At 61.4% G+C, this 16,976-nt stretch carries 13 protein-coding genes; 1 reads left to right on the top strand and 12 read right to left on the bottom strand.

Annotated features, from left to right (window positions below):
- Window positions 1–42: 42 nt before the first annotated feature.
- The 3 genes from GGR64_RS15445 to GGR64_RS15435 all read right to left on the bottom strand — a co-directional run bounded on the left by GGR64_RS15445 (window position 43) and on the right by GGR64_RS15435 (window position 1,328).
- Complete coding sequence (locus GGR64_RS15445) at window positions 43–501, bottom strand: DUF1851 domain-containing protein (RefSeq protein ID WP_260303036.1); 459 nt, start codon at window positions 499–501, stop codon at window positions 43–45.
- Window positions 502–571: 70 nt separating this feature from the next.
- Window positions 572–835: a hypothetical protein gene (locus tag GGR64_RS15440; RefSeq protein WP_184646931.1), complete on the bottom strand. Its 264-nt coding sequence runs from the start codon at window positions 833–835 to the stop codon at window positions 572–574.
- 64 nt (window positions 836–899) lie between these two features.
- Window positions 900–1,328, bottom strand: a complete 429-nt coding sequence (locus GGR64_RS15435; RefSeq protein ID WP_160967246.1) for a hypothetical protein — start codon at window positions 1,326–1,328, stop codon at window positions 900–902.
- Window positions 1,329–1,416: 88 nt separating this feature from the next.
- Between GGR64_RS15435 and GGR64_RS15430 the strand changes: the two genes are divergently transcribed.
- Complete coding sequence (locus GGR64_RS15430; protein WP_160967280.1) at window positions 1,417–2,118, top strand: transposase; 702 nt, start codon at window positions 1,417–1,419, stop codon at window positions 2,116–2,118.
- A gap of 188 nt (window positions 2,119–2,306) precedes the next feature.
- On the opposite strand, the gene GGR64_RS15425 is transcribed toward GGR64_RS15430, so the two are convergent.
- From GGR64_RS15425 to GGR64_RS15375, 9 genes are all read right to left on the bottom strand, one after another.
- The gene (locus GGR64_RS15425; protein WP_167087942.1) at window positions 2,307–2,714 is read right to left on the bottom strand and encodes an Imm41 family immunity protein; all 408 of its coding nucleotides are present in this window, start codon (window positions 2,712–2,714) and stop codon (window positions 2,307–2,309) included.
- 650 nt (window positions 2,715–3,364) lie between these two features.
- The gene (locus GGR64_RS15420; RefSeq protein ID WP_160967241.1) at window positions 3,365–3,730 is read right to left on the bottom strand and encodes a hypothetical protein; all 366 of its coding nucleotides are present in this window, start codon (window positions 3,728–3,730) and stop codon (window positions 3,365–3,367) included.
- Between the two features lie 188 nt (window positions 3,731–3,918).
- On the bottom strand, window positions 3,919–4,401 hold the full coding sequence (locus GGR64_RS15415) for a hypothetical protein (protein ID WP_160967239.1): 483 nt from the start codon (window positions 4,399–4,401) through the stop codon (window positions 3,919–3,921).
- Between the two features lie 373 nt (window positions 4,402–4,774).
- Window positions 4,775–5,041, bottom strand: a complete 267-nt coding sequence (locus GGR64_RS15410; RefSeq protein ID WP_160967237.1) for a hypothetical protein — start codon at window positions 5,039–5,041, stop codon at window positions 4,775–4,777.
- A gap of 124 nt (window positions 5,042–5,165) precedes the next feature.
- Complete coding sequence (locus tag GGR64_RS15405; RefSeq protein WP_184646929.1) at window positions 5,166–5,753, bottom strand: hypothetical protein; 588 nt, start codon at window positions 5,751–5,753, stop codon at window positions 5,166–5,168.
- A 1,081-nt stretch (window positions 5,754–6,834) separates the two neighbouring features.
- On the bottom strand, window positions 6,835–7,854 hold the full coding sequence (locus tag GGR64_RS15395) for a hypothetical protein (RefSeq protein WP_160967233.1): 1,020 nt from the start codon (window positions 7,852–7,854) through the stop codon (window positions 6,835–6,837).
- Window positions 7,855–8,174: 320 nt separating this feature from the next.
- Entirely contained in the window at window positions 8,175–9,182 is a 1,008-nt protein-coding gene (locus GGR64_RS15390; RefSeq protein WP_160967232.1) for a tetratricopeptide repeat protein, read from the bottom strand.
- A 536-nt stretch (window positions 9,183–9,718) separates the two neighbouring features.
- Window positions 9,719–13,531 (bottom strand): LamG-like jellyroll fold domain-containing protein, encoded by a 3,813-nt coding sequence (locus GGR64_RS15380; protein ID WP_184646927.1) that lies wholly within the window; start codon window positions 13,529–13,531, stop codon window positions 9,719–9,721.
- Between the two features lie 421 nt (window positions 13,532–13,952).
- A complete protein-coding gene (locus GGR64_RS15375) occupies window positions 13,953–16,730 on the bottom strand; it encodes a TonB-dependent receptor (RefSeq protein ID WP_184646925.1) in 2,778 nt (925 codons plus the stop codon).
- Window positions 16,731–16,976: the final 246 nt, after the last annotated feature.

Below are 16,976 nucleotides of genomic sequence, written 5' to 3'. Positions count from 1 at the left end.
TTCTTTAGAAGATCGCGCCCCGCGGTGTGATTCCAGTTTGCGTCACAAACCCACGCTTTGCGCGACGAGGTCAGCGAACACCCACACATCGCCCTTGTCGTACGTTTCAGGTGCCTCCGTTCCGCCCAGCGTCGGATAGGGCTGCGGGATATAGATCTGTCCAGGCTTCAACGGGCCGAGACGCGCAGCGATTTCCCGTACGTGGTCGCCGCGTAGCACGTACTCCTCAAAGCCCGGATCGCGCAGGATGGCCTCCTCGAACGCCGCGGTAGAGGCATGCGCGCCATACGACTTGCCCGCGGCCTTGAACGGATGCAACACCGCGTAATCCTGGCTGGCCGGATCATGCAAAAAGAAGTGGCCGAGACTCGAGTAGCCGACGACGACAGTGTACGCCGGGAACGCGTCCGCCCAGGGGCCGAGCACCTCGTGCGATTCCGGCGTGATCAGGGAATACAGCGGGACGTTCGTCGCGTCACCACGCTCTGCACTCTGGCTCATTGGAGACCTTGCTGCGATGGCGGCCTAGGATACCAAGGCACGCGCGTCCGCCTGCGGTCATCGTGATCACCTAGGCCTTGGCGACAGTTCCGTAGCACTTGGCAGAGCCATCCAGGAAGAACTGCACGTCGCGCGCTTCGCACCAGGCTTCCAGCTCCGCCTTGAACACCGGCCACAGGTCGCGCGCCCATGCAGGTGCGCTCTGCGCCCACGCGTGCTCGGTGGGGACGTAGACCGTGGGCACGCCCATCGGGAAATCCAGAACGAATTCGCCGCCCGGGCCGGTGCAGACGAGTTCCTCCTTCCAGCGGGGTTGGAATTGGAATGTGGTCATGGGGGATGGCGACCTATGAATGCTGTGCTGATGGCGCGGCGAGACGCTAAACGAGTAGCTTGCTTCAGGTGGCCCACCAGAGGTGTGCGGCCTTGAGAAAGCAGAACAATGCCGCAGGCGCGGTGATGTAGATGCCAGCACGCACGCCCGAAAGATGCGACGCGCGATCGACGGTCGGACGCATCACCCTGATCCACGTCCGCTCGTTCGCAGCAAGACGCCAAAACGACAATGCTGATAGAGCAAGAACAACACCGGCAACGGCCAGCGACACCGGCGTAGCGAACTCGCCGCTCCGGCTATCGAGATAGCCGGCAAAGCTCAGCCCCGGGATCCAAACCAGAAGAACGGCCAGGGCGAACCTCGGTCGGAGCAAGCCGAGGTGAAATGTGCTGGGCCACTTCCAATTTGAGGGCATGCGCGTAAGGAGGATTCGTTTCAATGAAACCAGGCCGGCGGGAAGAACGGGGTGGAAGAACGGGGTCAGGTTCACTTCCTACACGCCGACACGGCGATGCCTGACAATTGTCACGGAGCTTGCTCGATGTCGGTGATAGCGATCGGTGACCATGCTTGCCGGCATGGCTCGTCTTCCTCGCCTTGATCTTCCTGGCATACCCCAACACATCGTACAACGCGGCAATAATCGCCTTCCATGTTTTCTGGATGACAGCGACCGCATGCGCTATCTGCACATGTTGCGTGATGCCCTGCACGCCACCGGCTGCCAGCTACATGCCTACGTCTTGATGGACAACCATGTGCACCTGCTTGCCACACCGCCGGAGGCTGGAAGGGTCGGACAGCTAATGCAGCGACTCGGTCGTCACTATGTCGCCATCTTCAATGGCCGTCACGGCCGTACCGGCACACTCTGGGAAGGGCGCTACAAGTCATGCCTTGTGGACAGTGCCGACTATGTGCTGCGCTGCTATCGCTACATCGAACTCAACCCGGTACGCGCTCGTCTCATCGACGATCCGGCCGCGTATCGCTGGTCCAGTTGCGCAGCCAATCTCGGTCGGCGGGGACACTCGGCCCTAACGCCCCATCCGTCCTGGCTCGCTCTGGGTAATGAGGCAGCCGAGCGGTCCAGCGCTTATCGGGCCTTGCTTGATGAAGTCCTAAGCGACGAACTGCTCGCCGACATCCGCATGTACCTCCAGCAACAACGGGCTCTCGGCCACGATGCATTTCGCAGCATGGTCGAGGCCAAGACCCGCCGCTTCGCTGGTGTCAGGCCAGCCCATCGGCCGCGCAAACCCACCACGATCAACGAATAAGTCAACCTGACCCCGTTACTGCTACCACTGAAGCAAAGGACGCCCAATACCCGCTCGCGCGATCGACTGGTCGGATAGTAAGCGAGCCGGAGCTCGGCGGTGCGCTCGACCGGGTCGAGGGAAACGCCCATCAGCGTCGCGTCGTGGAAATCGAGTTGGGACAGATCCATTGGGTGCGCCTGATGTGCTTAGTGATGGGTCGACGCCAATAACGGGTTAGGCGGGTCGAGGCTTTCGTATGCCGGCATCCTGCCAGCATAGAAGCCTTCAAACACTAACTGGAACCGCTCAAGCAGGTCGCGGACGTCTTCGTCGGAGACGCCCTTGATCGCAAATAAATCGTTCGGATCGAAGTGACAGCCAAGGAGCATCAGCACGAAGCTGAAGATACGGAACAGAGGCCATGCCGTCTCGCGCTCAAGCTCGCCATCGGTCGCCAAGTCATACAGTGCCTTCTCCAACAGCCAGTACTCGTCCCAGTTCCATCGCATCTCTTCATGGAGCCGGCCGACGAACGAGCCGTCGTCATATGCGGCGCATCGGGCCAAGTTGCGGGTAACAACGTTCGTGGCATTCAAGGCGCTATCCGCTTGCATTGCATCGATCCACTGAGTGCAGTAGGTCCGACTGAGTCAACGGGCGTCTTTGTCATGCCTCCCCCGCGCGCCGAGCACTAGGGTAATGAGGGAACCAGTGGTGCAGAACCCACTCCCAAAAGGAGGGGATCAAACAGCCTTGCGACAAGATAGGCGCCGCCGATGAAGTATTGAAGCAGGGAGATGAAGACGCATACCACCACCAGAACCATCAGCAGGATGCCCACAGCGCCAAACGTCACGCCAAGTGTCCTCATCCTACTCGGCAGGCCACCAGCCATCCGGAGAGCGGAGTAGTTCACTGAAGCACACATGACAAAGACCAGCGCCACAATCCCTAAGCGAATCGCTGTACCGTCCATCTGTGGCCTATTTGTTTCTCTTGCCGCAGAGGCGCGGCATGGCAGGATCCTCGCCGAGCCAGTGATTGAGGTCAATCGCCACCAATCACTGGATCGGCGGCGGTGTGCAAGGCGTGGCGTCGGTTCGCGTCGTTGGTCCGACTACGGTGGACGTCCGGCACTCGCGCGCCACTCCGTGATCGGCGACGTCGCTGCGTACGGCTCCTTCCGGTTGCGGGCGAGGAGCAGCGAAGCGTCCGCCCACAAGCAGCGTGACCACGCTAGTCGACACTCATCACGACTGGCTCTTCAGTGACCGCCGAGTGCTCGCAGGCCGCAACAGGTCCTTCGCGCAGTAGAGGCACCAGCCACGGCCCTCGCCCCACTTGAGTGCGACGGAGTCGGCACCTGTCTCGTCCTCGCGCCGCAGTTCCTGAAGGGGTCGTCGTGGCCGATGTCGGCGACCAACTGGTCCCGGTAAGCACGGAGGACGGGCACGAAGTCCTTGGCGACGGGCGGCTCGATCAGGACCCTGTCGTCTTCGTCCAGGCCAGACAGAATCTGCTGCTTGATGGCGTCCTCGATGTCGGTCAGATCCTCAAGCACGCGCTCGAGCGCGGAGCCCGACTTTTCGTCCGTGACGAGGTCGCCGCACGAAATGTTCAAACCGCTCATGTTGCCCGGTCTATCAAAAGACTGCGCCGCATTGTAGTGCGATACGACGCAGGCCCGGATCAACCACCCCATACATAGGCGGCTCTTCCAGCGCGCTGCCGGCCACGTGCATGGCCGGATTGGCGCTTGGCCTGGCGGCCGCAGCCGGCAGTGCGGCGCTATCGCAAGCGTCGCCGACGCGTCATCGGCTACTCCGCGCGGTTGAAGCGGTTCATCGTGATTGCCGGCTGGCCGTTGATGTTCAACCAGACCACGGTTTCGGTCATCGTCTTGCCGTCAGGGGCGACGGTGTAGGTGCGCGTCGTGCGTGGCATTCCCTTCAAGTAGAATGCCGCGACCATTACGTTCGGTGCCGGCAGCCACACGGCCGTCGTGTCGATCGTCGGGTATCCATTGCTTGGGGCAGCGGTGCCATCGAGCGGATAGATGGCGACGGCATGGATGTCATGCCCATCGCCACCGACGATGTCGGCATTCGTCTGCCACTTGCCCTTGCCAACATCGCTGTAGGTAATCGCGCCGCTCTTCGGCCGCTGCTCGGGCGGCGCCGGCATGCTCGCGACATCGAGTACCCATTTGCCGAGCAAGGGCGACTTGGAGGATTGGGCGAGCGCGGGCGCGCTGCAGACCAGGCCCACGATCAGCAGCAGTACGGCGAGATGCTTCTTCATGTCGTCCCATCCTCATCATCAATGTAGTTAAGGTCTATGCGCTTTCTGAACTCTGCAACGGAAGCTTCAAGAACATCAAACTCTAGCTGCCGCACGAATAGGGTCATGTAGGTTCGCCGCTCCGGGTCATCCCTGAGGATTTCCATGACCAGTTCGCAATTGATGTACGTCTCAGCCCGATACCATTGCGCGGTCTGACATCACTTGCCACCACATAGCATATTTCTTCTTCTGAATTCATCTTAAAACACTCGACAAGCCTAACGCTGTACATCGCCTATGGAGAACTGGGGTCAGAGGGCGAACTGGGGTCAGAGTGAACTTTCAAAGGTATCGCACACAGGAAAATTGTACTTTGACCCCTATTTTTCCGTTACGCCGCGGTGCCACGAATTTTTTTGAGCCAAAGTACGCCGGCAATAAACATGGTGCCCCCTACAAGAAGAAAAAGGTACGGCAGGTAGCCCGGCCAGGGTAGCTCAGCAGGGACAGCCCGAAAGTATCGATGGGAAGTCTGCCCATCGCTTGACAACATCAAGGAAATCGGAAGCTGATGCAGTACTAGCGGCGTGCCGAGTAGGCCGGTCAACGCGACTAACGCGCCGAGCGCTATTACTAGGTTTGCAAAGACCTTCTTCATGCGACCTAGCTTCTGGGTTAGACCAACCGGCGAATTGCTTGAGAGCAAGGGTCGAAACGCATTCCCAAGGAAAATGCCTATGACCCGTGTTCTGGCTGCAAGGACGGATTAGGCGCCTGATGCCTCATTTCGTCTTCACGCGATTCAATGCTGACCTCAGCTCGGTCCAGTGCAAGATGTAGTTTTCGATTGTGACTGCACATCTCGGGTTCTCAAGTAACCGAATCCTCACGGCAATTCCTTCGTTCTGCAGCATCTCCTTAGCGTTGCTCAGCATGCGTCTCTTTCCCGTGAGCCAACAGCCGAACTCCGGGGATGCGAGTTGTATTGCTCTCTGGAGCGAGCATTCCAATCTCTGCCGAAGGCGAATGACGCTCGCCTTGTCGCTTGTGTCGAAGTCCGGGCATAACACGTAATGACTGGCACCCGCGTTTGCAGCATCGCATTTGTCTTGAAGATACTCATCAAGACACTGACCGCTACCGACGATTTCAATCTCACCGGACGTAGTGTTAACAAGATGAGCATTTATGCCAACGTAGCAGCGCTCTTGAATACCTCGCAGAACAAAATCTTCGCTGTTTGCACGGACGATCCAGTAGTCACCGCGTTCGGAAAGCGTGCAGGACTGAATAGCAAAGCGCTCCCTTCCTTCGCAAGAGGCTTCGTAGCAGTGAAGCACCAACGCTTTGGCTTGATCTGCCTTGATCATTGGACGCCTAGCGCCTGAGCGAAGCCACACCGCCAAGCGGCATCGGTTTGACGGATTGTTCGGCGAAATGCCGGGAGTTGGTGAAGCATGGACCGTGTTCCCCAGCACCGCCGCCAAGGGCCAAGCATGCCACAGATCGTAGTCTTGCAAGAAAGGGGGCAGGTTCACTTCCTACAGGCCGACACGGCGATGCCTGACAATTGTCACGGAGCTTGCTCGATGTCGGGATCGCGATCAGTCACAACACTTGCCGGCACGGCTCGCCTTCCTCTCCTTGATCTTCCTCGCATCCCAACACATCATGCAGCGCGCCGATAACGCCTTCCATGCTTTTTAGATTACGGCGACCGCATGCGCTATCTGCACCTCTTGCGGGGTGCCCTGGATGCCAACCACTGCCAACTACAGGCCTACGTCTTGATGGACAACCATGTGCACCTGCATGCCACACCGCCAGAGGCTGGAAGGATCGTATAGCTAATGCAGCGACTCGGTCGTCATTATGTGGCCTCTTCAATGGCCTTCACGGCCGCACCCGCGCGCTTTGGGAAGGGCGCTACACGTCATGCCTTGTGGACAGTGCCGACTATGTATTGCGCTGCTATCGCTACATCGTACTCAACCCGGTACGCGCTCGTCTCATCGACGATCCGGCCGCGTATCGCTGGTCCAGTTGCGCAGCCAATCTCGGTCAGCGGGAACACTCGGCACTAACGCCCACCCGTCCTGGCTCGCTCTGGGTAATGATGCAGCCGAGCGGTCCAGCGCTTAGCGCGCATGGCTTGATGAGGACCTAAGCGAGGAACTGCTCACCGACATCCGCAAGTACCTCCAGCAACAACGGGCTCTCGGCCACGATGCGTTTCGCGGCATGGTCGAGGCCAAGACCCGCCGCTTCACTGGTGTCAGGCCAGCCCATCGACCACGCAAACCCACCACGATCAACGAATAAGTCAACCTGACCCCGTCATCACCACCCCGTTATCAGCTACGAGAATGTGCACTCTGGCTCCATTTAGCGTTACCCGAGGAATCGGGCGTGGCTCAACCTGACCCCGTTATCTATTCCAGCCTGCTTTCGCTATAGTTTCTCAAATGCTGGCTTCGGCGCGATGATTTTAGGCGCTTTGGTTTTGATATGAAGCCAGTCTGGAGCATTGACGCCCACAAGCTTAGTTGTTACCCCAACAAGGTTCTGCTGCGCTGCCTCGTTGAGTGCGCCTTCAATCTCAATAACAGTCGCAGTCGGATATTTCTCAAGCTGATGCTGCACGCGCTGCCCCTTAGCACTTGGCTTTGTGTAATACGGTGGCGGCTCTTGCTTGCCCAGCGTGCACATTGCTCGCCCGACTGCCAGGTACGCATCGTTATACAATCCAGTAAATCCGTTTGGATCTGCCAACGTTACTAACCACAAACCATGTTTTTGATCAAATGACACGCCAGGCTTATGCCCGGTAACAGTGGACTCGGGGACAATGCCGATCTTGAGGCCTCTACCGCCCTCAAGTAGCGCGTAGTTTGATTTGACAGTTGCTGCCAGATAACGCTCGTCGCCGGTTCCCGTTAGAAAGAGGTCAGTTTTCCAGATCTTCTTGATACGGTCAGTTAGCTCGGCTTCTGCGGCCTCGCCCTTCGCTGCCCTCGCAACCCAAGTGTCGAACTTGTATGGCCGACCGGAGCCGTCGGGCAATAGGTAAGGAGTGTGACCAGCAGCTTGAATAGTAGCCTCAAGGAAGCCTAGATACTTGGCACGCTCGTAACCGAACAGCAAAGATTCTGGTGCAGCACCCGTAATCGCCTTCGATGCGCGCCGCATTCCATCATGGACTAGCTGCGTTACTAACGGCTCTTTGCCTGTAATGGCTTCATGGACTGCCCATTCAAAGCCGTCTCCACGCATGCCCTTGTCACGATCCAGGCGTACTACCTTGGCAAGTTGACGCATTGTCACATCCTTGATCGGACAGTTCAGATCCGTTAGATCTTCAGCGGAAAGCGAGTCTAGTAGCGCCCGCAGAATTGATCGAGCAACCGCATAAAGGGCCCGTCCATACTCGTCGATCGGCTCGTTCTGCTGAATAAAAGTGATCTTTGCCAACGATATTCTCCGGTAGAGGCTAACGCCTGATTTAAGCCAACCTGCGAGGCGGGTTCGACTTGAACAAAAGGGAGCGGGGCGAACCTTCTAGTCCTTGTATCTCTCGGCTGGCCACATGCACGACATTCACCAGCCGGGCGACATACATCACGATGCCTAGAGACTCTAGGCATGTGTTACGAGCATGGCAGCTCACACGACGAGAACAATCCGCGCCTTCTCGTCGCATACCGCGAATTCAACCAGACGCTACCGCGACAGCCAATGGGACACTCACTTAATTCCCTACGCCCCCTTCCTTCCTCCCCTTTGTTCTGATATCACTTGCGCCGCAGCAGCAAAACAAAATAAGCAATGAAAGCCGCGGGAGTCACAACTATAATATAGCTTACAACTCTACATAGATCACTTGCATTGATTACCCTAGCAATTTTTGGTCCATTGCGGTAATACCAGCGAATAAATGCCTCTCCCGTCGAAGTTCCCGACAGAAATTCAGCTCTGAACTGTCGTAATAGCGTGACGGCCGGGTGTTTCTCGTCGCCCATTGTAGCGGTTACAACAAAACAGGAATCTAGCTTTTTCTTCTCAATAGACGGGGCGACATAACTCGGATTCAGTGATTTAAGCTTTTCATTTGCCGCATCAAGCTGTCCACGCAACGTCTGTTCATAGGCTGGTGATAGCGACCAAACTTTTTGTATGTTGCTGTCATAAGGATCACGATAGGTGACGCCTTCAATATTGTCCTTACAGAGATGTACAATGTTCTCTAGCGTAGTGACATTGTTTGGATCCCAAGCTAGCGCTGATTCCAATCCGCCTAGTAATTGAGCTACTTGGGATATGTAAGAATTCCAGGTACTATCTAGAGCTACATACTCTTGCATCTGTTTGTTCGCCATACCGTAAAGCATGGCGACAATGTGATTCATTTCCTGCACACAGGATTCAACTATTGAGCTACGCCCTTCATTGTCAGATGCGCCTATAGCGTTGTTGAATGCAACGGCCATTTCATTAGTACGGATGTTGGCAATACTTGATTGCCAAGCCGCAGATTTTCCCTTGCCAATCCATGCTTCTGCGCTTCTAGGCTCAATCTCCAGAACTCGGTTGTAATAGCTCTCCGCCTCGCCAAAGTTGCCAGCTAAAGAAGCAGTTCGCGCCATCCCCAGTAGATTGGAAAGACTAGGCGTAGTGGCAGTCACTAAAACATGTGGCCGTGAAACTTCTTCTCCACAGTACATGCACTTCGAAATTTCTACGTCGATTGGAACTTGGATAATCTTAAGGCAACTTGGACACTCAGCTGGAACAAAGCTCATTATTCCCCCTTGTTATTGTGAACTTCATCTATAATGAAGTTAAATGCTGTTCGCGTCACCGAACACGCAGTTTGTGCAAGCTAAGACTTATGCCGGCGGTATTGATTGTTGGTGCTCGGACTACGATAACTACCGCCCTTATGCGAAGAGCCATGGCCCGACGTGTAATGCCCACCATGACTGGTCGTGTGGTGTGAGCCGGGTGCACGCACACGTGCGTCCGCAGATGCCGCAGCCAGGCACATGGCGAACCCTGCCAGCGCCGCGATGATCGAGACTTTGGCAAACATAGATTTCCCCTGAGAAAATGTGGCGTCCTAGCGTTCCCATTACATATGGACACTTTGCGCCGCGTATGCCGCAGGCTCAGCCGTCCAATCAGGTCTGGTGGAAGTCCGTTCTCCCCACAGACAATCCTGTTCTAGCACAGCGTCACACTTTTGGGGGAGACAAATGCGGCCGTCAGTAGGGAACATTCCGAGGTGAATGCGCGCCCCCGCTAGGCAAGGGCGCGTCTTGAAGTGGGGCCGATTAAATCAGGGCACATCCACCACATTGTTTCTCTGCGTCAGTTCTGCCACGTCGCCCTGGGTGACGATACGCAGCCGACCTCCCTTGGCGCTCTTTCCGGCCGGCGCCACCAATCGCACCTGTGCCGTCTTCGGCTCCAGATCGCGCGGCGCCTCCAGCACCGGAAACGCCGCCCGCGCCACTTCCCGGCCACGCGCATCCTCCAGCACCACAAACCCCGCAGGCGCATCCACATGCCCCAGGCTATGCACGGTGACCTCGATAGCATCCGCGGTTACCCGCACATCCCCACGCCCAATCCCCAGATCCGGCCGTAGCTCGACGGGCACCGCGGCAGGCGCAACCAGCTCGAACTCCATCACCACCGTCTTGCCGGCCGGAAACTCCACATCCACCGCCCCGCTCCTCTCGAACGCGAACTCGCGCGTTGCCGCCTTGCCATCGATCTTCCCATCGCCATCGCGATCGATACCCACACGCATGCGCCACTGCCCCGCCATGACATTCCAGCCAGTCATCTGCGCCCGCTGCGTCTTGCCACTGGTGTTGTAGCCGATGACGGTGAAGCGATCCTGCCGCGGCTTCTGCAGCAACAGCGCCACCTGCACCGCGCCTTCCGGATCGGAGAAACGCCAGCTGACGGTGTGGCCGGGATAGGTCTGGTTGCGCTTGAGGGCGACACCGCCCAGGCGGGCGCGTTGCAGGTTCACGGTGGGCGATTCGACGCGGTCGCTCCACCAGTGGCCTTCGGTGTTCATGTAGAAGGTCTGCAGTTTGTCGCGGGTCTCGGCACGGTACAGGGTTTCCAGCCAGCGCGGGTCGCCGCTCTGTTCCCAGGCGACATGGTGGGCGAAGTCAGGGGCATCGTCGGCGTCGGCGTCGGCCGCTGTCTTGGCCAGGTCGGCGCCCCAGCTGTCGCGCTTGCCGAGCACGTCAAGGAAGTTCTCGTTGAGCATTGACAGACCGACAGGGCCGGCCTTGGCGACGCGGTAGTCGATGGCCTGGAGATAGCGCGCGTCGCCGGTCCAGCGGTAGGCGGCCCAGAAGGTGTGCAGGGTGTCGGGGCCGCCGCTGCCGTCGAACAGGCTGCCGCCGCGGGTCTTGCCGGTGGCCCAGTTGATCTCGTTGGGCAGCGCCCACTGGCCCTTGGCGTCGGTGTAGGCGTGGGCCAGGTAGCCATCGGCCAGGCCGGTGACGATGCGGCGGCTGTTGGGGTCGGCGTTGTAGCCGCCCAGCAGCAGTGCAGGGTGCAGGATCGGGAACGAGTAAGGCTTCTGCCACTGCCAGTTCGGTTCGCGGTAGACCTTGCGCCCACCGAACCAGTTGCTGGCGAACAGCAGGTGGCCCTGCGGGTTGACCTGGATGATGCGGTCGAAGGCCTTCACCGTGCGCATCAGCCGCTCCACAGTCAGCGGGTCGCCCCAGTTGAGGTAGAGCATTTCGCTGTTGATGTTGATGCCGTCTTCGTAGGAATGCAGTTCGTCGGTCTCGATGGTGGAGAGGCCGTCGGTGAACATGCCGTTGCGGTAGTTGGCGTCGGACAGTGCAGTGAGCGAGGCGTTGAGCTTGTCCGGGTCCACGCCCATCAGGGCGACGCCGGGCCATTGCTGGGTGAGGTCGGAGTCGTCGGAGATGCCGCCGCCGAAATCGCCGTAGTCGACCTGGCGCTCGTCGATCCACCAGTTGATGTAGCGACGCGTGGCCTTGAGGTCTTCCAACTGCCAGAACGCCCAGCCCGGCACGCCCTTGGGCGGCTGCGGCAGTTGCACCGGAAGCGGGCCCTGGTTGCCGTAGCTGATGTCGGCCCAGTACTGGCGGCCCAGCGCGTTGTCCGGGTCCACCCGCAGCAGGTCGTGGATGTCGGCATCCAGGCGTGCGTACAGGCGCTGGCGCTTGGAGGTGGTGTGTTCCTCGACCAGGAAGCCCCAGTTGTCCTTGACCTGGTTGAAGCGGTCGGCGATGTGCTCGGCCTTGGCCTGCTCGCGCGGCTTGAACAGCAGGCGCAGTTGCGCGCCATCCAGCGCGCGCGCGTCGAAGCCGGGCGCGGCCGAGGTGATGCTGAGCATCAGGCTGTCGTCGCCGAGGATGCGGTCGCGCAGGTCCAGCCACAGCGTGCGCGCCTGCCCCGGCGCGACCGAGACCGACACGTCGAGCATGTCGCGGCCGGGCCAGATGGGATCCTTGACGCGGATGTTGAGCGGGATCAGGCCGTTGTGCGTAGCCGGCAGCTGCAGCGCCGGCAGGTCGATGGCGATGCCGTCCAGGCCGTCGTGCATATTCTCCCAGCCGTACGACCAACTGCGCATCAGCGGCTGCGCGGCCGGTGCGTCGCCGAGGTTGGAGGGGATGAGCACGTGCACGATGGGCAGCGGCGGCGCCGCGGTCTTGTCGTCGGCGCGCTTGCGCGAGGGCGCCTTGGTCGGCAGCGCGACCACGGTGCTGCGCTCTTCCGGCGGGTAGCGCCCGGCGATGTAGGCGCGCAACGCGGCGAGGTTGGCGTAGTCCGGGGCGATGTCGCTATGCACGGTGTAGCGCAGCGTGGCGCTGGGGTTCTCCGGCTCGGCGCCGGCGCCGACGTTGTAGGCCCAGATCTCCTGGATCGGGGTTTCCTGGGCGACATTGGTGAAGCGCAGGTGGCCGCCGCGGCGGCGTGCGAACTGGTCCACGCTGCGCACGGTGCCCTGGGCGCGCGAGAACAGCGGCGTGGGCGTCGCGCCATCAGCGGCGTAAGTAGCCTGACCGTAGGCGGCGCCACGCAGTTCGATGCGGTTGAACGGTTCGTCCGGCAGCACCAGATCCAACGCCTTGCCGCCTTCGACGTAGACGTTCCAGTCGGGCAACTGGAAGTAGTCGTTGCGGCCGGGCAGGCGCGAGCGGTTGTAGACGCCGGGCCAGGTGGTCTCGGCGATGCCGTCGGTCGCCTTCCACATCCACTCCTTCAGGTCCTTGGCGTCGGCGAACTCGACCTTGCGGATGCGCGTGGACGCGGCGTCCAGCGCTGGCGGTGCGCGGCCGTGGTCCCAGCCGAAGCGGTGCAGCCAGGCGTTGCGCGCAGCCCTGTCGGGCACGGCCTCGGCGCTGCGCGGTTCCTGTTGCTTGGCCAGGGCGGCGACGCCGGCGGCATCGAGCATGCGGTCGTAGACGCGGATCTCGTCGACATCGCTGCCGCGCAGGAAGTTGTAGCGGCTCTGCACCTGGTGCGGCGCCAGCACGCGCGCGGCCAGGCCGAGCTGGTCGAGCGCGGCGTCGAAGTCGAGCGAGCCGCCATCGGCGCAGGCCTGGGTGCAGTCCACGCGTGCGGTTTCCTTGCCGTCCACGTACAGACGCACGCCGCGGGTCTCGTCCCAGGCAAAGGCCAGGTGGGTCCAGGCGCTGGGCGCCGGGTGCTTGTCGAGCTTGAAGGAGACGCGGGTACGGGCCAGGTTGGCATCGGTGACGAAGGCATCGAAGCCGTGGCCGTTCCAGTCGATGCGCAGCCAGGCCATGTCCCAGCTGGTGTGGTCGGCGTAGCCGACGCGGAAGATCACGAACGGCGCTTCGCCCACCGGGTAGCGCGAACGCCAGAAGAACGACAGCGTGCCGCGCTGGGTGTAGATGTTGCCGGGGGCGTTCCAGGACATCACGCCGTCGTCTGCCCATTCGATCGCCTGCCCGGACACGCCGGTGGGCACCAGGGCGATCTTGTCGCGGAAGTTGGGTGTAGCGTCGCCGTGGGCGACGTCGGCGTCCAGGCCGTGGTCGGCGGAGACGCGAAAAAGGAGTTCGGGGGTGGCGGCTGTGGCGATGGTGGGGAGTGCGAGGGTGCAGAGCAGGGCCAAGCGGTGTGCGATGCGGCGTGGAGCCTTCGCGTTGGCGATGCGTGCGTTACAGCTCTGGAGTGCCAAAGTGGATCGGGAAAGCCCGTCGCGGCTGAAGCCGCTCCTACGAAGAGCAGGTGCTGGTGTAGGAGCGGCTTCAGCCGCGACGCGCGATGCCGGCACATCCGATGGCGTGCATACGGAGCCGATGGCGGTCAGGCATCGCATCGCATATGCCTCCAGGCGCTGCCATCCCCGGACCCCCATTGCCGCCACACCACGGGCAGCGCGCATGGCGCTGCGGCACATTGCCTGTTTCATCTCGCTCCTTTGCGATCGGCGCGCGCCATGACAGCGCGCGGCGATCTCCCTCCCCGGCCCACGAGTATGCGGGCGGCGGGGCGTTGCCGATGCCGCAACGCGGCACCGGCGAACGCAACCTTCAGAACTTGTAACGCACGCCGATCGCGTACTGGCGGCCGGTCTCGCTGTAGGTCAGCGGCAACTGCGCGCCGCCCGCGCTGGTCTGCACCCACTCGTAGTACGGCACATTGGTCAGGTTCGACCCTTCCAGGCTGATGTCGATCTTCTCGTCGATCTTGTAGGTCAGCTTGGCGTCCACGACATTGGTGCCGCGCATGCCGTGCACGTCGAAGCCGGTTTCCGTGGCCGGCACCTGGGTCAGGTAGCCGTCGCGGTGGGTCAGCGACACGCGCCCGCTGAAGCGCTCGCCTTCGTAGAACAGCGTGGCGTTGTAGGAGTTCTTCGACAGGCCGGTGAGGTCGGTGTTGAACGACAGCGCGCCGGTCCCGGTGACGTACTGGATCTTCGACTGCACGTAGGTGTAGTTGAGCTGGGTGCCGAAGTTGGCCCACTTGCCCGGCAGGAAGCTGAAGGGCTGGATGTAGTTGAACTCGGCGCCCTTCAGCTTGCCGCCCGGGGTGTTGAGCGGCACGCTGAAGACGAAGTCGTCGCTGGCCGCCGCACCGGTGCCGTCGAGCAGGCTGACCGGCAGGCCGCTGCTGGAGTACGGGGCGATGGTGCGCGCGGTCTGCACGAAGCTGTCGATGTCCTTGTAGAACAGCGCCAGGCCGAGCATCGCGCCTTCCTGCAGGTACCACTCGAAACCGAGGTCGGCGGTCTTGGCGCGGATCGGATCCAGGTTCGGATTGCCGCCACTGACCGTGCGCGCGCCACCGGCGACGGCAACCGTCACGCCCGGGGTCAGGCTGCCCAGCCCCGGCCGCGTCATCACCTTGGCGGCGCCGAAGCGGATCAGGAAATCCGGGGTGATCTCGGCGACCAGGTTCAGCGACGGCAGGGTGTCGTTGTAGGTGCGCTCGACCGTGGTGTTGATCAGGTTCGCGCCGACCAGGGCGTAGCCGGTGGAGGACTGGGTGGTCTTCACGTAGCGCACGCCGACGTTGCCGGAGAACGGGATCGCACCGATGTCGAAGGCGAAGTCGCCCATCAACCAGGCGCCGCGGTCCTTCTCTTCCACGCTGCGGGTGTTGACCGCGCGTTCGGTCAGCGTCCAGGTGCCGGTGCCGCTGTAGATGCCCAGTGCATCGGCGATGCCGTTGAGGTCGGGTACCGCCCAGTTCGACGGCGTGCCCTCGATGCCCTTCAGCCCGGCCAGCGCGACCAGGTCGGTCGGCACGATGCGGTTGCCGGTGGCGAAGGTCGGCACGCTGGTCTCGGAGGCGCGGCGGAACTCCTTGGTGTCGAAGCCGTAGTTCTTGGCCAGCACACCGCCCTTGAGGGTGAAGTTGGGGCCCAGGTTCCACTCGAAGTTCAGCGAGCCGGTGTCGAAGCTGTTGTTGGCCGACTGCGGGCGCATGCGCACTTCGGCCAGCGTCCAGCCGTTGGCGGCGGTCGGGTCGATGCCGTAGTTGAACACCGGCGAGGTGTAGCTGTTGCGGTAGTCGTAGCTGTACCCGGCGACGTTGTTCTTGTCCATGATCACCGTGGTCTGGATCGGGTTCCGGTGCTTGGAACTGGAGGTGCCGATCTCGCCGGTGATCTTGAAGGTGTCGCTGAAGCGGTGCTCGCCGTTCAAGGTGAGCTGCTTGAAGACCGTGTTCCACTCGTCGTGGCGGTTCTCCGAGCGGATGTCGGTGTTGTCGAAGCGGCCGTACAGCAGCGCGCCGGAAGCCGGGTCGACGTAGCCGTCGCGCACGATCATGTCCGGCTTGCCGTTCTGCGAGCGGCCGCGGCTGAAGCTGATCGCCTCGATGTAGTGCTCGTCGCGCTTGGCATCGATCTTCGAGTACAGGCCGTCCAGCGAGAACTCGGTGCTGTCGTTGGGCTTCCACTGCAGCGAGCCGGTCACGCCCAGGCGGTTCTGCTCGTGCTCCATCTGCGTGTAGCGCGGGATGCGCGGGCTGAACACGTTGGCGCTGTTGGCCGCGGCGAACGGCGAGGTGGGGCTGTAGCCGTTGTTGCTGGGACCGTTGGCCCAGCGCGTGGTGCCGCTGCCTTCCTCGAGCACCTGGCGCTCGGAGTAGGCCACCGACATCAGCGCGCCGAAGGTGCCGTCGGCCCAGGTGTTGGCGACCAGCGCGGCGATGCGCGGATCGGCCTTCTGCGACATGCCGTTGTAGGTGGCCTGGCCGTTGGCGGCGAAGGTGAAGCCGTCGTAGTCGAACGGACGCGCGGTGCGCAGGTCGACCGTGGCGCCCAGCGAGCCCTCCTCGACGTCGGCCGAGGCGGTCTTGCGCACCACCATCTGGGTGAACAGGTCCGAGGCGAACACGTTGAAGTCGAAGCCGCGGCCGCGGTTGGTGCCGCCGCTCTGGTCGCTGGCGCCCACCGTGGTCAGCGCTTCCATGCCGTTGATGCGCACGCGGGTGAAGTCCGGGCCGAGGCCGCGCACGGAGATGTTGCGGCCTTCGCCGGCGTCGCGGGTGATGACCACGCCGGGGATGCGCTGCAGCGATTCGGCCAGGTTGGTGTCGGGGAACTTGCCCACGTCCTCGGCGACGATGGCGTCGACCATGCCCTTCTCGGCGCGCTTGATGTCCAGCGCCTTCTCCACACTGGCGCGGTAGCCGGTGACGACGACGGTGTCGAGCTCGGTGGTGGCATCGGCGGAGGCCGTGGCGGGCGGCGCGGACGCCGGCGCCTCCTGCGCCTGCAGGGCACCGGCCTGCAGGGCCAGGCCGATCGACAGCGCGAGCAAGGTAACCGGTGTCTTCCGGCGTTCGGTACGTGATTGCATGTCCTCCCCTCCCAAGGGTTACATGACGGCGTGGAACTGCGGGCGTTGTCGCGAATGACACCGCTGGTCAAAATCAACGTTAACAGTTGCGAAACATTGCGGCATCTTGCAGCGCAACAGAGTGCTAGGCGGGAAGAGGGTCTTTGCAGTCAATGAGATAGCGCAAGAGCGCGACGCCGGCCAGTGCCGAAGCGCCTGCTGGCGCACAGAAATGACACCGATGGTCACTTGTTCTGGCCGACGTCC

Origin of the sequence: Xanthomonas sp. 3307, assembly GCF_014199735.1 — a bacterium.
GTDB lineage: Bacteria > Pseudomonadota > Gammaproteobacteria > Xanthomonadales > Xanthomonadaceae > Xanthomonas_A > Xanthomonas_A rydalmerensis.
The sequence above is the reverse complement of the archived record's forward strand: the minus strand, read 5'-3'. Positions and strand labels throughout refer to the sequence as shown.

Coding starts and splice junctions, on each gene's coding strand:
- GGR64_RS15410 (WP_160967237.1), bottom strand. CDS start 5,041: ATGAAGAAGGTCTTTGCAAACCTAGTAATAGCGCTCGGCGCGTTAGTC.
- GGR64_RS15445 (WP_260303036.1), bottom strand. CDS start 501: ATGAGCCAGAGTGCAGAGCGTGGTGACGCGACGAACGTCCCGCTGTAT.
- GGR64_RS15430 (WP_160967280.1), top strand. CDS start 1,417: ATGGCTCGTCTTCCTCGCCTTGATCTTCCTGGCATACCCCAACACATC.
- GGR64_RS15405 (WP_184646929.1), bottom strand. CDS start 5,753: ATGATCAAGGCAGATCAAGCCAAAGCGTTGGTGCTTCACTGCTACGAA.
- GGR64_RS15440 (WP_184646931.1), bottom strand. CDS start 835: ATGACCACATTCCAATTCCAACCCCGCTGGAAGGAGGAACTCGTCTGC.
- GGR64_RS15425 (WP_167087942.1), bottom strand. CDS start 2,714: ATGCAAGCGGATAGCGCCTTGAATGCCACGAACGTTGTTACCCGCAAC.
- GGR64_RS15420 (WP_160967241.1), bottom strand. CDS start 3,730: ATGAGCGGTTTGAACATTTCGTGCGGCGACCTCGTCACGGACGAAAAG.
- GGR64_RS15390 (WP_160967232.1), bottom strand. CDS start 9,182: ATGAGCTTTGTTCCAGCTGAGTGTCCAAGTTGCCTTAAGATTATCCAA.
- GGR64_RS15415 (WP_160967239.1), bottom strand. CDS start 4,401: ATGAAGAAGCATCTCGCCGTACTGCTGCTGATCGTGGGCCTGGTCTGC.
- GGR64_RS15375 (WP_184646925.1), bottom strand. CDS start 16,730: ATGCAATCACGTACCGAACGCCGGAAGACACCGGTTACCTTGCTCGCG.